This is a genomic window from Planctomyces sp. SH-PL62, from assembly GCF_001610895.1.
In the GTDB taxonomy this organism is placed as follows: Bacteria; Planctomycetota; Planctomycetia; order Isosphaerales; family Isosphaeraceae; genus Paludisphaera.
In genome coordinates this window covers 81,236-95,753 of record NZ_CP011273.1, presented here as the reverse complement: position 1 = coordinate 95,753, position 14,518 = coordinate 81,236, and the positions used below count along the sequence as shown (strand labels likewise).

The 14,518-nt window shown below is 68.4% G+C and carries 9 protein-coding genes; 4 read left to right on the top strand and 5 right to left on the bottom strand.

What is annotated here, in order from left to right:
- Positions 1-5: 5 nt before the first annotated feature.
- The 5 genes from VT85_RS00370 to VT85_RS00350 form a co-directional block, all read right to left on the bottom strand.
- Positions 6-1,712, bottom strand: coding sequence for a hypothetical protein (locus VT85_RS00370; protein WP_068409156.1), 1,707 nt, complete (start codon positions 1,710-1,712; stop codon positions 6-8).
- Positions 1,713-1,753: 41 nt separating this feature from the next.
- On the bottom strand, positions 1,754-2,830 hold the full coding sequence (locus VT85_RS00365) for a DUF4297 domain-containing protein (protein WP_082858246.1): 1,077 nt from the start codon (positions 2,828-2,830) through the stop codon (positions 1,754-1,756).
- A 324-nt stretch (positions 2,831-3,154) separates the two neighbouring features.
- On the bottom strand, positions 3,155-4,948 hold the full coding sequence (locus tag VT85_RS00360) for a glycoside hydrolase family 15 protein (RefSeq protein ID WP_068409152.1): 1,794 nt from the start codon (positions 4,946-4,948) through the stop codon (positions 3,155-3,157).
- Between the two features lie 6 nt (positions 4,949-4,954).
- Complete coding sequence (locus VT85_RS00355; RefSeq protein WP_068409150.1) at positions 4,955-6,004, bottom strand: glucose 1-dehydrogenase; 1,050 nt, start codon at positions 6,002-6,004, stop codon at positions 4,955-4,957.
- 226 nt (positions 6,005-6,230) lie between these two features.
- Positions 6,231-7,817: a hypothetical protein gene (locus tag VT85_RS00350; protein ID WP_068409148.1), complete on the bottom strand. Its 1,587-nt coding sequence runs from the start codon at positions 7,815-7,817 to the stop codon at positions 6,231-6,233.
- A 321-nt stretch (positions 7,818-8,138) separates the two neighbouring features.
- Between VT85_RS00350 and VT85_RS00345 the strand changes: the two genes are divergently transcribed.
- The 4 genes from VT85_RS00345 to VT85_RS00330 all read left to right on the top strand — a co-directional run bounded on the left by VT85_RS00345 (position 8,139) and on the right by VT85_RS00330 (position 14,457).
- The gene (locus VT85_RS00345) at positions 8,139-9,530 is read left to right on the top strand and encodes a DNA-directed RNA polymerase subunit alpha C-terminal domain-containing protein (RefSeq protein WP_068409146.1); all 1,392 of its coding nucleotides are present in this window, start codon (positions 8,139-8,141) and stop codon (positions 9,528-9,530) included.
- Between the two features lie 7 nt (positions 9,531-9,537).
- Positions 9,538-10,704, top strand: a complete 1,167-nt coding sequence (gene tgt / locus VT85_RS00340; RefSeq protein ID WP_082858245.1) for a tRNA guanosine(34) transglycosylase Tgt — start codon at positions 9,538-9,540, stop codon at positions 10,702-10,704.
- A 100-nt stretch (positions 10,705-10,804) separates the two neighbouring features.
- Positions 10,805-11,149, top strand: a complete 345-nt coding sequence (gene yajC / locus VT85_RS00335; protein ID WP_197491012.1) for a preprotein translocase subunit YajC — start codon at positions 10,805-10,807, stop codon at positions 11,147-11,149.
- Between the two features lie 245 nt (positions 11,150-11,394).
- A complete protein-coding gene (locus VT85_RS00330) occupies positions 11,395-14,457 on the top strand; it encodes a protein translocase subunit SecDF (RefSeq protein WP_068409144.1) in 3,063 nt (1,020 codons plus the stop codon).
- Positions 14,458-14,518 lie beyond the last annotated feature (61 nt).

The window sequence follows — 14,518 nt, the reverse complement described above, 5'->3', positions numbered from 1 at the left end:
GCGACCTACTCCTCTGAGTTGCTCAAGCGGACCTTGTCCAGCAGATCGCGTACTTCCGCCGAGATCGCGGCGTAGCCCTTCGTCTGCAAAAGCTGGTTCTTGTCCGACAGCTCGATAACGCTGCCGTCGAACTCGACCCCGCAGTCATCGACCAGGCCCAGCACCACCTGCGAGTCCTTGGGCCGCCGCTCGTGGATGAAGCTCAGCATCTTCTTCAGGTTGGCTATGTCCTGGTCCTGCTGGTTCGGCGAGTCGATCACGATGGGGCAGAAGGCCGCCGTCGAATTCTCCTTCATCAGGTGGAGGATGCTGTAGTAATAGGCCAGCAGGGCGCGGGGGAGGTCGCTCCCGGTCTCCGAGACGCTCGAATAGACGTGCAGCTTCTCGTGGGCCAGGTTGTGGACCTCCAGTTCGAACAGGTACTTCCCCATCATCTCGCGGAACTTCTTGGTTATCGCCTTCCTCCGCTCCGCGTTGTCGTACAGGGCCATCTCCGCCTTGACGGCGTTTATCTCCTTCTGCACCTCGGCGATCTGCCCCTCGACCGCCGCGATGTCGTTGCGGATGATCTGTTGGACCTGCTTCCGGCCCTCGTTCTCGATCAAGTCCTTCAGCTTCAGCTTCCCTCGCTTCGTGTTGAGGATCTTGTCCACCCGGGCGAAATCCGCCTTGGTGTCCACGAACGCGTTGCTGGTCTTCTCGATCTTGCCGTTCACCTCGATCAAGTCGTCCTGCAACTGGCTCAGCAGCTCGTGGCAGCGGTCCTCGTCCTGGGCGATGGCCAGCCGCTCCTCGAACGAATTCTCGTAGACCGCCCCGCACATCGGGCAGTCGATGTGGTCCTTGGTCTCGTGCTTGACGATGTACTCGATGTCGGCCTGGAGGTCGCCCAACATGCTGTTGGCGATGGCGATCTGCGTCTCGACCACCGTCTTCGCGGAATAATGCCGGGCCAGTTGCTCGCGGAGCTGCTCCTCCCGCTTCTTGATCTTGTCGCAGAGCAGCAGCAGCTCCTTCACGTCGTTCTGATAGGCCTCAATGTCCATGTCGAAGGTCGCGGACTTCAGGCGCTCTTCCAGGTCGAGCAGGATCGACCGGAGCGACGCCTGCTTGCCGTTCAGCGGCTGCAACTTCTCGTGCAGCGAGTCCAGCGAGCCCTTCGCCCGGTAGTATTCGTTCGGCCTCACCCCCGCGTGGTACTCAGCCAGGTCCTTCTTCCAGTTGGCGAACTGGTCCAGCCGGGCGAAGGACGACCAACTGCTCTTCCAGCCCGCGTCCTGGTCGACGTAGAAGGGCAGGAGCAGGTAGGCGGGCGGCGGCGTGACCAGGTCCCCCTTGCGCGTCGGCAGCTTCAACCCGAACCCCATCAGCCGGGCGAAGTAGGGCGCGACCCCGTTGGTGACGGAATCGAAGGACTCGAGGTGCTGCCGGTCGGCGTCGAAGAAGCTGTAACGCGTCTGGTTCTGGAGGACGTGGAACGTCCTGCCGTCCACCGCGAAGGTCAGGACCCCGATGACGCGGGCGTCCTTCCATTTCGCGTGGGTGACGGCGGGGGCGGCACCGAAGCAGCGGTAGATGCTCTTCAGGAGCGACGACTTGCCGGTGTCGTTATCACCCTTGACTATCGTCGTCTTTGGGTGGAACGAGAACCTTCTCCCCCGCTTTTCTTGCAGGGAGAGCAGGGTCAGATTTTTTAAAAAGAAGCTTGGCATCCGTCTTCTTCCGTAGGTTGCGAACAAGCTTCCTATAGTTGTTAATAAGCATATAGGTGGAAGAGGGCGATGGCCTTCAGGTAGGGGTTGCCGTAGATTTCCGACCCCTTGATTCTCAGGGCCCGCACCCGCGCGACGCAATGGTCCAGCGTTGCGGAAAGCTTCGCGGCGCAGGCGTCGTCGGCGGCAGCCTGGACGGCCTGGCGGGTCTGGGCAAGCACGACGTTCCAGTCCTGCATCCGCTCCATCTCGAAGAGGCGGCAGGCGTCGCGGATCTGGATCAGCTCCCGAAACCCCACGTCTTCCGAGGCCAGCTTCGCGTCGATGGCTGGCCACTCGCGCTCGAACTTCTTCTCCTCCCGGAGTTTCGAGATCAAACCCGTGAACTGCGCCCGCGAGATCGCCTTGTGCTTGAGGACCCCGTCGTAATCCAGCCCCTGCTTCTCGTAGTTCGCCTTCCGCCTGAGCTCGTCGTAGAGCGTGTTATAGAGCGGACCGACCGCGATGGAAATCCCAGGCCGCTCCCGCTCGAGGAACGCCACCAATTTGCCCTTCGCGTGGTCCGCGTGGTCGTGGACGCTGAGCGCGGTGACGACGAGCTTGGCCAGGTCAAGGAAGACCGGCGGGGCGGTCAGACCGTGCTCGTTCATGATCTTGTCGATCACGCCGTCCGCCTCTTCGTCGGCCAACTCGTTCAGGCAGATCGTGTCCTTCGTGTCGGACTTGGTCCCGCACTTCAGGTCCATCCGGTAGGGGTAGTTGCTGACCAGGTTGACCGACCGGACGCTCGCCTTGAAGACCAGGCAGTTCTCGTACATCTTGCCGAGGATGGACTTGCCCTTAGCCTTCTTCAGCTTCTTCGGCCTGAGCAGGGCGGTCAGGCTCCAGTGCGAATCCGCCGTCTTGATCTGGTAGCAATCGACCGCCTTCGGGTCGACGGGCGAATCCAGGACCACCACGTCGTCGTGGTGCTCCATCACGAGCACGTAGTCCTTGCCGCCTTCCTGCAACTCGAACAGGTGGCAGAGCGCCCAATCCCGCTGGAAGTCGAAGCGGTTGGCCGCCATTGCGCCGCTGGCTTCGCGCGGGCGGTTGACGAGGCAGTCTTTGACACTCATGAGTTGTCGCCCAGCCCGCCGCCCCTTGACCTCGCACAAAAACCGACCGATCAAACTACCATGCTCGCAGGGGGCAGGCTAGAGGAGCCGCGCCCGGCCATATAAAATCCATAACTACTTGGATGGCATCCTGCGGCAGAAGCGTTCCCTATTTGGGATTTTCCGATTGTCCAGGCACCCAAACAGGAAAGTGGGGGGATCTAAGCGGTCTTGCCCCCCGCGCATTGCCTAAATCCTCTAGATGCAGTGCCTGGCCACAGGGAAGCTTTCTTCCAAGCCGCCAGGACGCCGGACGGTTCGCGGCCCGGCGGCTCGTGCTTCGTCCTAACGCTCCTTACGTTGTCCCGCGGGACAGGACTCTGGTCGCGACAGGTTCATCGCCGTGTCGACGAGTCCGATGTGGGAGAACGCTTGCGGGAAGTTGCCGACGAGGCGCCGGCTCGCCGGGTCGTACTCCTCGGCGAGGAGGCCCACGTCGTTGGCGAGGCCGCACAGCCGTTCGAAGAGCCGCTCCGCCTTGTCCCGCTCGCCGAGGAGGGCGTAGTTGTCGGCGAGCCAGAACGTGCAGGCGAGGAACGCCCCTTCGCCCGGCGGGAGGCCGTCGTCGGACTTGGACGTGTCGTACCGGAGGACGAATCCGTCCCGGAGGAGGTGGCGTTCGACGGCTTCCACGGTGCCCCGCACCCGCGGGTCGGAGGGGGGGAGGAACCCGACGAGCGGGATCATGAGAAGGCTGGCGTCGAGGAGGTCCGAGCCGAAGGACTGCACGAACGAGTTCATCGCCGGGTCGAAGCCGTCCCGGCAGACGCGGTCGCGGACCGCTCGGCGGAGCCCCCGCCACGCGTCGATCGGGCCGTCGAGCCCGAACTTCTCGGCGCTCTTGATCGCCCGGTCGAGCGCGACCCAGGCCATGACCTTCGAATGCGTGAAGTGCCGCTTCGGTCCCCGGACCTCCCAGATCCCTTCGTCAGGGTCATCCCACACGTCGCCGACGAACCGCACGAGCGCCCTCTCGAGCGCCCACCCGGCCGGGGCGGGCTTCAACCCCGCCAGCCGGGCGTGGTGGAGGGCGTCCGCCACCTCGCCGTACACGTCGAGCTGGAACTGGGTGCTCGCCGCGTTCCCGACCCGGACGGGTTTCGACCCCTCGTAGCCGGAGAGCCACGGCACCTGGTACTCGTCGAGCCGCCGCTCGCCGCCGAGGCCGTACATGATCTGGAGCTTCGACGGGTCGCCGGCCACGGCGCGCAGGAGCCACTCCCGCCAGGCGCGGGCCTCCTCCGTGTAGCCGGCGTTGACGAGGGTGAGGAGGGTGAAGGTCGCATCCCTCAGCCAGCAATACCGGTAGTCCCAGTTCCTCACGCCCCCGATGAACTCCGGGAGCGACGTGGTGGCGGCGGCCGCGATCCCGCCGCTCGGGAGGTACTGGAGCGCCTTGAGCGTGATCAGCGAGCGGAGGACGAGGTCCCGCCGGACGCCCTGGTACGTGCACCGCCCCGACCACTCCCGCCACCAGGCGAGGGTGTCGTCCAGCGACGCCTCCGCGTCGACCGGCGTCGGGACGGGGTCGAACGACCGGTGCCAGGTGAGGGCGAAGGGGACGCGCTCGCCGGCCTGGACCGTGAACTCGGAGACGGTCTTCATGTTCTCGCCGTGGGTCTCGGCCGGCGTCCGGAGGTGGAGCGCGTCCGGCCCCGCGACGGCCGTCACCCCGCCGTCGTCCCGTTGGACCCACGGGATGATCGATCCGTAGTCGAAGCGGATGACCAGTTCGCTCCGCACGGCGACCGCGCCGCCCCGGCCTTCCACGATCCGGACGACGTCGGGCGCCTCGCCCCGGATCGGCATGAAGTCGATGACCGCGAACTTGCCGGCCTCCGTCTCGAATTCGGTTTCGAGGACGAGGGTGTCGCCTACGTAGCGGCGCCGGACGGAGCGGACGCCCCCGGCCGGCGCGATCCGCCACCGCCCGTTCCCGGGCGTCCCCAGGAGCGCCGCGAAGCAGGCCGGGGAGTCGAACCGCGGGAAGCAGAGCCAGTCGACCGACCCGTCCTTGCCGACGAGGGCGGCCGTCTGGCAGTCGCCGATGAGCGCGTAGTCCTCGATCGGAAGCGCCATGAGCCGTCAAACCTCCGCGAGCTGGATGATGGGCTTGACGTCGTCGGGCCGTCGGGCGAGGGCGTCCGCCCACGCGTCGAGCGGGACGCTCCGGTTCACGATCCGCTTCAGCCACCCCGCGTCGGCCCGGGCGAGCGCGTCGGCCGCCTTCTCGTAGTGCCGGCGGTTGGCGTTCACCGAGCCGAAGACGACGTCGTTCTCGAGCACCATGCTCTTGTTCAGCGCCCCCGCGTCGGTCGGGATCAGCCGCCCGCCGGAGGAGATGCCGGTGAGGCACGTGATGGCCCCGGGCGGAGTCGTCTGGAGGATGTCGAAGACGAGCCGCCCGACGCCGGTGCACTCGACGACGACGTCGGCCTCGGCCGAGAGCTCCTTCACCGAGCCGGTGTGATAATGGGCGCCGAGGTCCCTCACCAGCCCCGGCTTCGGCCCCTCGGTGACGCGGTCGAGGACGTGAATTTCCAGCCCCCGCTGCCGCCCCATCATCGCCGCCAGGAGGCCGATCGGCCCCGCGCCGGTGACGAGGCACGTCTTCGGCCTCCAGAGGGCGCGCTCGCCGATCCGCTCGATGTGCTCCCAGGCCTTGGCGAGGACGCTCGCCGGCTCCATGAGGACGCCGAGGAGCCCGAGGTGCGGCGCGACCTTGACGAGGAAGCCGGGGTCGCTCCGGAACCGCTCGCGGCAGAATCCGTCGATCTCCTTGATCCCGCGCTCCGTGTACCGCCCGTTCCGGCACATGTCCCATTCGCCCACGCCGCAGTTCGGACACGGCACCGGGTCCGGGTGGCGGACGATCCCGGCGACCAGATCGCCCGCGGATAGCCCGCTCCCGGCCGGGGCCTCGAGCACCCGGCCGAGCGACTCATGCCCGAGCACGAGCCGTCCCCGCCCGGGCGGGGCCCACCCGTATACGCCGGACGTGATCTCGAGGTCCGTCCCGCACACGCCGACGGCGATCGTCTCGACGAGCACCGAGCCTTCGGCCGGGTCCGGTTCGGCGATGTCTTCAACCCGGGCCGAGCCCGCCGTGCCCGGCACTACCGTGAGCGCGCGCATGTCCCCTCCCTTCCGCCCTCAAATGCCTGGTTTCTTAAGCAAGAACCGTACCGACGGCCGGCCGCCGCACGGCGGGACGCGGCTCGCCGCTCCGGTTTCGCGTTCGAGGAGACGCGGCGAAACAAGGGGGGACGTACGGCGTTGGACATACCGCAGAGGTGGAAGGCCATCGAGCGCGCGGCCCTCGCCGCTTCTCCAGGTTTGGCGTTTGGCCGTTGAGAATCCGTCAGGAGCCCGGGGCGAGGGTGCGGGATTCCAGTTCGAGGAGGCGGCGGAGGACGCCGAGGGCTTCGGGGTCGCCGGTCTTGGGGAGGTTGGCGGCGAGGATGACGGTGTCGGCGCGTTCGAGGAGGCGCTGGTACTTGACCCAGGTGCGCTCGGGGTCGTCGCCGAGAGGGGCGGGGCGGCGGGAGAGTCGGCCGGAGATGGCCGGGTAGTCGGGATGGGCTTCGAGGAAGCGGCGGATGGCGTCGGACTGCTCAGCGACGATCCGGGGGACTTCGGGGTGGAGCGGCACGGTCAGCTCGGGCCAGCGCTCGGCGAGGGCGGCGCGGAGGCGGCCCACGGCGGGGTTCGATCGGCGGGCGGCGTTCGGCCCGGTCGGCGGGGCCTGCGCGGTGTATTCGCGGCGGGGCGGGGGATCGGCCTGGGCGGCGTCGGGGCGGTTCGCGGGGCGGTTCCGGCCCCGGCCGCGGCCGTTGTTGCGGCGGGGGTCGATCCTCCTGGCCTGCTCGCGGGCGCGGGCCAGGCGGTCCTCGCCGTCGAGGCCGAGGATCTGCGAGAGCCCTTCGAGGGCCGCCTTCTGGGCGGGGTCGGCGGCGGCGAGCACGGCGGACCAGGGGGCGTCCTGGGGGAGCAGGCCGAGGTCCGGGTCGTCCTCGGGGAGGGCGAAGCGGCTGTGGTCGCGGAGCAGGCGGTCGGAGGTCGTGGTGGGGATGTCGATCGTGTCGGACGAGAGCAGGACGTGGGCGAACGCCTCGGCGTAGGAGGTCCGGCCGTCGCCGTCGAAGTCGGGCCTGACGACGGGCTTCCCGGTGCGGGTCTCGCCGGCGAGGGCTTCGAAGAAGGACGTGGAGAACTCGTGGTAGTCCTCTTCGGAGATGTCCGGCGTGCAGCCGGCGGCGGTCCGCGAGGCGATCGTTGAGAAGAAGCCGGCGCGGGGGTTGGGGGCGAACCCCTTGTCCGGGTCGCCTTCGTTGTAGATCACGTTGGCGAACCCGCCCGAGTAGCACTGGACCATCACCAGGGTCACGTCGACGTCCGGGCTCATCGCGTCGAGCTGCCTGGCGAGCCGATCGACGGTGTAGGCGTTGGGGGTCCCGGGCATGACCAGCGACGTGTTCCGGGGCTGATCGCCCCCCTTGGGGTCGGGCCCGCCGTGGCCGGTGAAGTAGAAGAAGAGCCGCTCGCCGGGCGGCAGGGCGCGGCCGACCTGCTCGAACCAGGCGTCGAGGTTGGCGACGCTCGACGGGCCGACCAGGCCGGGGATGTCGACCGTGGAGTAGCGCAGGTCGCCGTCGTCGTCGTTGAAGAGGATCAGGCCCAGGGCCCTGGCCAGCCGCTGCTCGTCCCCTTCGGGCATCCGGTGCTGGACCGAAGGGCCCGCGCCGCCGTCGCCGAAGTAGATGTCGTGGCGGATCCCGCCCAGGCCGAGCTTGGAGAGCACGCGCTGGAAGTAGGCGACGTTCCGCTCCAGCGAGATCTGGTTGTGCGACGGCGGCCCGCCGCCGAACGTCACGACGTGCGTCCCCGCGTCGGCCCGCGCCGTCGTCAGCGCCGCCAGGATTCCCAACAGGCCGATTCCGATTCGCATATCCGGGTCCCCGATGGTCTTCTTGCCGGCCGGTCGGCCCGACGGGATGCGAGCCGTCGCGCGATCGCCGACCCTCTATGAAGATAGCGTCGGGGGGACCCTCGCGGGGCCGGATTCGCCCGAGATCGCCGGGCCGCGCCCGAGGAGGGCCGGGGAGTTCCGGGCGGCCGAGGCCGCCCGGCGCGCGTTACGCCGGACTTTGACAAGTCAAGGGAATTCGCGTACGATCTGGGATTCACCCGCCGACGAGAGGTCGTCGCGGCCCGGCGCGCGCGGGAGCGATCGGCCTGGACGCGGGCGGAACAGGGAGATTATTCGGCGATGACTGAGATGATGACCACGGACGTCCGCGCGATCATGGATCGCACGCCCTTCGATGTTTCGGCCGTCGCCGATCTGCGCGAGGTGCTCAACCGCGATCCGTCCCGCTATCGGACCCTCCGCGACGCCGTGGCGACGATCCGCGACCGCGAGAAGCAGCAGCCCAGCGGCAGCCAGGAGACCAACCTCCGCCTGGGCGTCGGCGAGGTCCTGCTGGGCCGATACGCCGCCGGCCTGGACAACCTGAAGCGCGCCGGCGACGTCGGGATGGCCCTGTATTTCCAGGGCCTGGCCGCGGAGAACCTCCAGCGTTACCAGGAGGCGGCCGACGCCTTCGCGAAGTCGGCCAAGCTCGGCTACGACGCCAAGAACTCGGAGCTTCGCCGCGCCGGCGCCCTGCGTCGGCTGGGCCAGGCCGACCAGTCCAACGGCAAGTTCGAGCAGGCCGCCGGGAAGTTCCAGGAGGCCAAGACGATCCTCGGGGGGCTGGAGACGTCGGTCGGCTCGTCGGCCGAGTACCACTTCCAGCAGGGCGCGGTGCTCGCCGCCGAAGGGGACCTGGAGCTGGCCGCCGCCGAGCTGGAGAAGGCCCTGGCCCTCGACCGCGACCACAACGGCGCGCTCTTCGAGCTGGCCTACATCAACGACCTCTACGGCAACGACGACGCCGCCGTCGACTTCTACAAGCGGTGCACCGAACGGCCCCCGGTGCCGCTCGCCGCCTGGATCAACCTGGGCGTGCTGTACGAGGACGAGATGAAGTTCCGGGAGGCCGAGCAGTGCTACCGGCACGTGCTCGACTACGACCCCAACCACCCCCGCGCCCGGCTGTTCTTCAAGGACTGCCAGGCCAGCAAGGGGATGTACTACGACGAGGAAGCCGAGAAGGGCTACACCGTCCTCAAGCAGCTGCTGGAGATCCCGGTCACCGACTTCGAGCTGTCGGTGCGGAGCCGCAACTGCCTCCGCAAGATGAACATCCGGACGCTGGGCGACCTCACCCGGACGACCGAGGCGGCGCTGCTGGCCTCCAAGAACTTCGGCGAGACCTCGCTGGCCGAGATCAAGGAGATGATGCGCTCCAAGGGGGTCCGGCTGGGCATGGCGCTGGAAGGCGCCGAGCGCGGCGGCCCCGGCGGGAACGACCACCGCGCCGAGCCGGCGCAGGAGGTCTCGCCCGAGGTCCAGGCCATGCTGAGCAAGCCGATCAGCGAGCTGAGCCTGTCGGTGCGGGCGCGCAAGTGCATGAGCAAGCTGAACTTGCAGACCGTGGGCGACCTGACCAAGCGGTCGGGGGACGACCTGCTGGAGTGCAAGAACTTCGGCGTCACCTCGCTCAACGAGGTCCGCGACAAGCTCTCGGCCCTCGGCCTGAAACTCAAGAACGACTGACCCCACCTTGAGCCCGGAAACCGCCCCCGCCGCGCCCCTCGCCGCGAGCCCCACGCCCGGCGTCCGCCCCGTCCGCTTCACGGCGACGGCGCGCGACGCCGGTTCGGCCGCCCGCGCGGGGAGGCTCGACACCCTCCACGGCCCGGTCGAGACCCCCGCCTTCATGCCGGTCGGCACGCAGGCGACCGTGAAGGGCCTGACCCCGGACCAGCTCCGCGACGTCGGCTCGCGGATGGTGCTCGCCAACACCTACCACCTGGCCCTCCGCCCCGGCGAGGAGACGGTCGCGGCGATGGGGGGCCTGCATCGCTTCATGGCCTGGGACGGCCCCATCCTCACGGATTCGGGGGGGTTCCAGGTCTTCAGCCTGGCCGACAAGGCGAAGATCACCGACCGGGGGGCGACGTTCCGGTCGCACCTCGACGGCCGGCTGCTGGAGCTGACCCCCGAGCGCGCCGTGGCGATCCAGGAGGCCCTGGGGGCGGACGTCGCGATGTGCCTGGACCAGTGCCCGGCCCTGCCGGCCGCCAAGGCGGACGTGGAGGCGGCCGTGAACCGCACGATCGCCTGGGCCGGCCGCTGCCGGGAGGCGAGGCGACGCCCCGACCAGGCCCTCTTCGGCATCGTCCAGGGGGGCTCCCACGAGGACCTCCGGGCCCGCTGCGCCGAGGCCCTGATCGCGATGGATTTCGACGGCTACGCGGTCGGCGGCGTGAGCGTGGGCGAGAGCCGCGAGGAGGTCCGCCGGGCGCTCGACGTCTCCGTCCACCGGCTCCCGGAGGACCGTCCCCGTTACCTGATGGGGGTGGGCCGCCCGCAGGACCTGCTCGACGCCGTGCTGGCGGGGATCGACCTGTTCGACTGCGTGATGCCCACCCGCAACGGCCGCAACGCCACCTGCTTCACCGACCAGGGCCCGGTGAAGCTCCGCAACGCGGCCCACGCCCGCGACCCCCGGCCGCTGGAGGAGGGGTGCGACTGCCTCGCCTGCGCGAAGTTCTCGCGGGCCTACCTGCGGCACCTGTTCCTGGCGAAGGAGATGCTGGGGCCGATCCTGGCGTCGATCCACAACCTGGCGTATCTCCACCGCCTGATGCGGCGGGCGCGGGAAGCGATCCGCGCCGGCCGATTCGTCCAGTTGCGGTTGGAAGTGCTTGAAGCCCTGGGACCCTAGGCGTTAGAGTGCAGGAAAATCCGGCCGCCGACGGGTTTCGAGTCCCGCGTCCGCGCCGCGGCCCCCCTCGCGAAACCCAACGAGCCTTTATCGGACCCCCATGATGCCAGGATTGTTCGACGTGATCGGCCCCCTCTTCGCCCAGGACGGGGGCGCGCCGCCCAGCAACTGGACGACGCTCCTGTTCCTGATGCCGATCCCCTTGCTCTTCTATTTCATGATCTACATGCCCCAGAAGGAGCAGGAGAAGAAGCGGCGGGCGATGATCGACTCCCTGAAGAAGAACGACAAGGTCGTCACCGCCGGTGGGATCTACGGGACCGTCGTCTCGATCGACCCGTCGTCGGACCGCATCGGCCTGCGGATCGACGACGACAAGGGGGTCAAGATGAGCGTCACCCGCGCCAGCGTCGTCCGGGTCCTGGAAGGACCGGGGTCGGACTGAGCGTTCCGTCCCCCGGAGCGGCGATTCCCGGCCGCGCCGGGCCCCGTCGCCTCCTCGCCTCGCCGATGCGGCCGGGCGTCGAACGTCCCCGGACGCCGACCGTTCGGACGCCGAGGGCCGCCTCCCCCGCGAGGGGGCGTGCAGATCGAGCCATCCTGATTTCTCCGATCGAATCCGATCCCATCCCGATTTCCGCCGACCAGGGACCGCGGTCGGCCGCCGCCTGCGGGGCTTGAGGAACGCCGATGAAGAACCTTGTGAACTGGAAGAGCATCTTGATCGTGGGATCGACCCTCCTGGGCCTGATCGCCATGTCTCCCCCCGAGAAGAAGTTGAAGCTGGGCATCGACCTCTCCGGAGGGACGATCCTCGTCTACGAGGTCGCCAAGGAGAGTACGTCGTCCGGCAACTTCAACATGGAGGAGCTGATCGCCGCGCTGAAGCAGCGGGCCGACCCGCAGGGGGTCAAGGAGACGCCGATCCGCAACATCGGCAACAACCGGATCGAGATCATCCTGCCGAAGGCGAGCCCGGAGGAGGTCGAGGAGATCAAGAAGATGCTGACGGACGTCGGCTCGCTTGAGTTCCGGATCCTCGCCAACCAGAAGCACGACTCCGAGGCGATCGCCCGCGCGATGGGCCCCGGCGGCCTGGCCAAGCCCCCCGCGCGCTACAAGTGGGCGCGGCTGGGCGAGGTCTCCACCGGGACCGAGCCCCAGTTCACCGAGGCCTCGATCACCGACCCCCAGCAGAACTGGAAGCGCGACCTCTACGCCGGGGTGGAAGTCGTCCTGACCGGCAAGGACGCGACCGGCGCCGACAAGACGCTGGCGATCCCGATCCTCCGGAACACGAACGACACGCTCACCCTGGCCGAGCCCCACAACCTCGGCTCGATCGCCTCGTACCGGGTCGAGTACAACCCCAGCGGGATCCGCGGCGGCGACCCGACCAACCCCCGCCCGGGCGACCCGATCGTCCGCGAGGAGAAGGTCTCCGAGGGCCGCACCGAGACCTACATCCTCTGCGTCCAGGACCGCCAGGACGTCACCGGCAAGTACCTCTCGCGGGCCTACATGCAGACCGACGAGAAGCTCCAGCCGGCGGTCGGCTTCCAGTTCAACCGCCAGGGCGCCCGCCGCTTCGGCCAGCTCACCCGCGAGCACCTGCCCGAGGAGGGGGACGCCTTCCGCTACCAGCTGGCGATCCTGCTGGACAACCTGGTGATGTCGGCCCCGTCGATCAACTCGGAGATCCGCGACTCGGGGATCATCGAGGGGGGCGGCCAGGGGTTCAAGGTCAAGGAGGTCCAGCACCTCATCAACATCCTCCAGGCCGGCAGCCTGCCGGCGAGCCTCGACCCGACGCCGCTCCAGGAGGAGAACGTCGGCCCGACGCTCGGCGAGGACTCGATCGCCAAGGGCTGGCGGGCCATCTGGGTCTCGATGCTCGTCGTCCCCGTCTTCATGATCATCTACTACCGCTTCGCCGGCGTGGTGGCGGTGGTGGCCCTGGTCGTCAACATGATCCTCCTGGTGGGCTCGATGGCCTTCATCCAGGCCACTTTCTCGCTCCCCGGCCTGGCCGGGCTCGCCCTGACGATCGGCATGGCGGTCGACGCCAACGTGCTGGTCTTCGAACGCATGCGCGAGGAGAAGGAGCGCGGCGCCGGGCTGGCGCAGCAGATCCGCAACGGCTTCAACCGGGCCTGGGTGACGATCTTCGACTCCCACGTCACCAACCTGCTCGCGGCGATCGTGCTCTACGCCGTCGGCACCGAGGAAGTGAAGGGCTTCGCCCTGACGATGATCCTGGGCATGCTCTGGAACCTGTTCACCGCCGTCTTCATGTCGCGGCACATCTTCGAGACCGCCTACGCCCGCGGCTGGCTGCGCGAATTGCACTTCCGCCAGATGCTGGACAAGACGAACATCGACTTCGTCGGCCCCCGCTACTACTGCATGGCCGTCTCCCTCGTCGTGATCCTGCTGGGCCTGGGGGCGTTCTTCGCCCGCGGCCGGACGATGTACAACATCGACTTCACCGGCGGCACCCTGGTGACCATCCGGCTGAACGAGGCCGACGCCACCGTCCGCAGCCTCTCCTCCAGCCAGCGGACCGAGCTCGTCCGCGAGAAGGCCGGCGTCCTCCCCGACGTCACCATCGAGAGCCTCCGCGTCAGCCAGAACCAGAAGGAGCAGGCGGCCCGGTTCAACATCCGGACCACCGAGCAGGACTCGCAGAAGGTCAAGAACCAGATCATCGAGGCGTTCGGCCCGTCGCTCGCCAAGATCGACATGACCGTCGGCCCCGAGAAGGCGATCGGCGAGCCCGCGGCCCCGGCGTCGGCGTCCGCCGCGGCGAAGTCCGCCCCCTCGATGGTCGCCCGGTTCGCCGGCGGCCGCGAGTACGAGCTGGCGTTCAACACCACCTCGTTCAACAGCACCCAGCCCCCGGCCCAGGTGGTCTCGTCCGAGTTCGCCCGGGTCCTCGACGCCGCCGGGATCGTCAACCCGAACTCGCGGTTCGAGATCACCGCCGCCGGCTCCGGCGGCAAGGCCCGCGCCGAGGGGACCAAGCTGATCCTCAAGACCGACCTGGAGCCCGACGTCGCCAAGGCCGAGCTGGAAGCCCTGAAGGACTCGCTGGCGAACAACCGCGACATGCTCTTCGAGCGGATCGCCAACTTCGGCAGCACGGTCGCCTCGGAGACCCGGACCCTGGCCCTGATCGCCACCGTGGCGAGCTGGATCATCATCGTGGCCTACCTCTGGTGGCGGTTCCACTCGTTCACCTACGGCCTGGCCGCGGTGCTCGCCGTCGTCCACGACGTCCTCATCACCCTGGGGGCCATCGCCGTCAGCTACTGGCTGGCGCTCGTCCCGGGCCTGAACACGCTCCTGATGATCGACCAGTTCAAGATCGACCTGCCGATCGTCGCGGCCTTCCTCACGCTCATCGGCTTCTCGGTGAACGACACGATCGTCATCTTCGACCGCATCCGGGAGATCAAGGGGAAGACCCCCCACCTCACCCCGCAGCTGGTCAACGCCGCCATCAACCAGACCCTCAGCCGGACGATCCTGACGTCGCTGACCGCCTGGCTCGTCGTCGTCGTCCTCTACGTCCTCGGCGGCGAGGGGCTCCACGGCTTCGCCTTCGCCCTGGTCGTCGGCTTCCTCAGCGGAACCTACAGCACCGTCTACATCGCCACCCCGATCCTCATCGACTGGATCGGCCACGAGGAAGCGACCCACGGCGCCCTCGCCAAGCCCGGCGACAAGTCCAAGGCCGTCACCTCGCGGTAAGCCGCGGGCCCACCCCGCTTCCGCTCCGCTTCAAGCCCTCCCCCACCGCCGGGGGAGGGCT

Excerpts from the sequence above, each read along its gene's own strand:
- VT85_RS00370 (WP_068409156.1), bottom strand. The coding sequence starts at position 1,712 with ATGCCAAGCTTCTTTTTAAAAAATCTGACCCTGCTCTCCCTGCAAGAA.
- VT85_RS00365 (WP_082858246.1), bottom strand. The coding sequence starts at position 2,830 with ATGAGTGTCAAAGACTGCCTCGTCAACCGCCCGCGCGAAGCCAGCGGC.
- VT85_RS00360 (WP_068409152.1), bottom strand. The coding sequence starts at position 4,948 with ATGGCGCTTCCGATCGAGGACTACGCGCTCATCGGCGACTGCCAGACG.
- VT85_RS00355 (WP_068409150.1), bottom strand. The coding sequence starts at position 6,004 with ATGCGCGCGCTCACGGTAGTGCCGGGCACGGCGGGCTCGGCCCGGGTT.
- VT85_RS00350 (WP_068409148.1), bottom strand. The coding sequence starts at position 7,817 with ATGCGAATCGGAATCGGCCTGTTGGGAATCCTGGCGGCGCTGACGACG.
- VT85_RS00345 (WP_068409146.1), top strand. The coding sequence starts at position 8,139 with ATGACTGAGATGATGACCACGGACGTCCGCGCGATCATGGATCGCACG.
- yajC (WP_197491012.1), top strand. The coding sequence starts at position 10,805 with ATGATGCCAGGATTGTTCGACGTGATCGGCCCCCTCTTCGCCCAGGAC.
- VT85_RS00330 (WP_068409144.1), top strand. The coding sequence starts at position 11,395 with ATGAAGAACCTTGTGAACTGGAAGAGCATCTTGATCGTGGGATCGACC.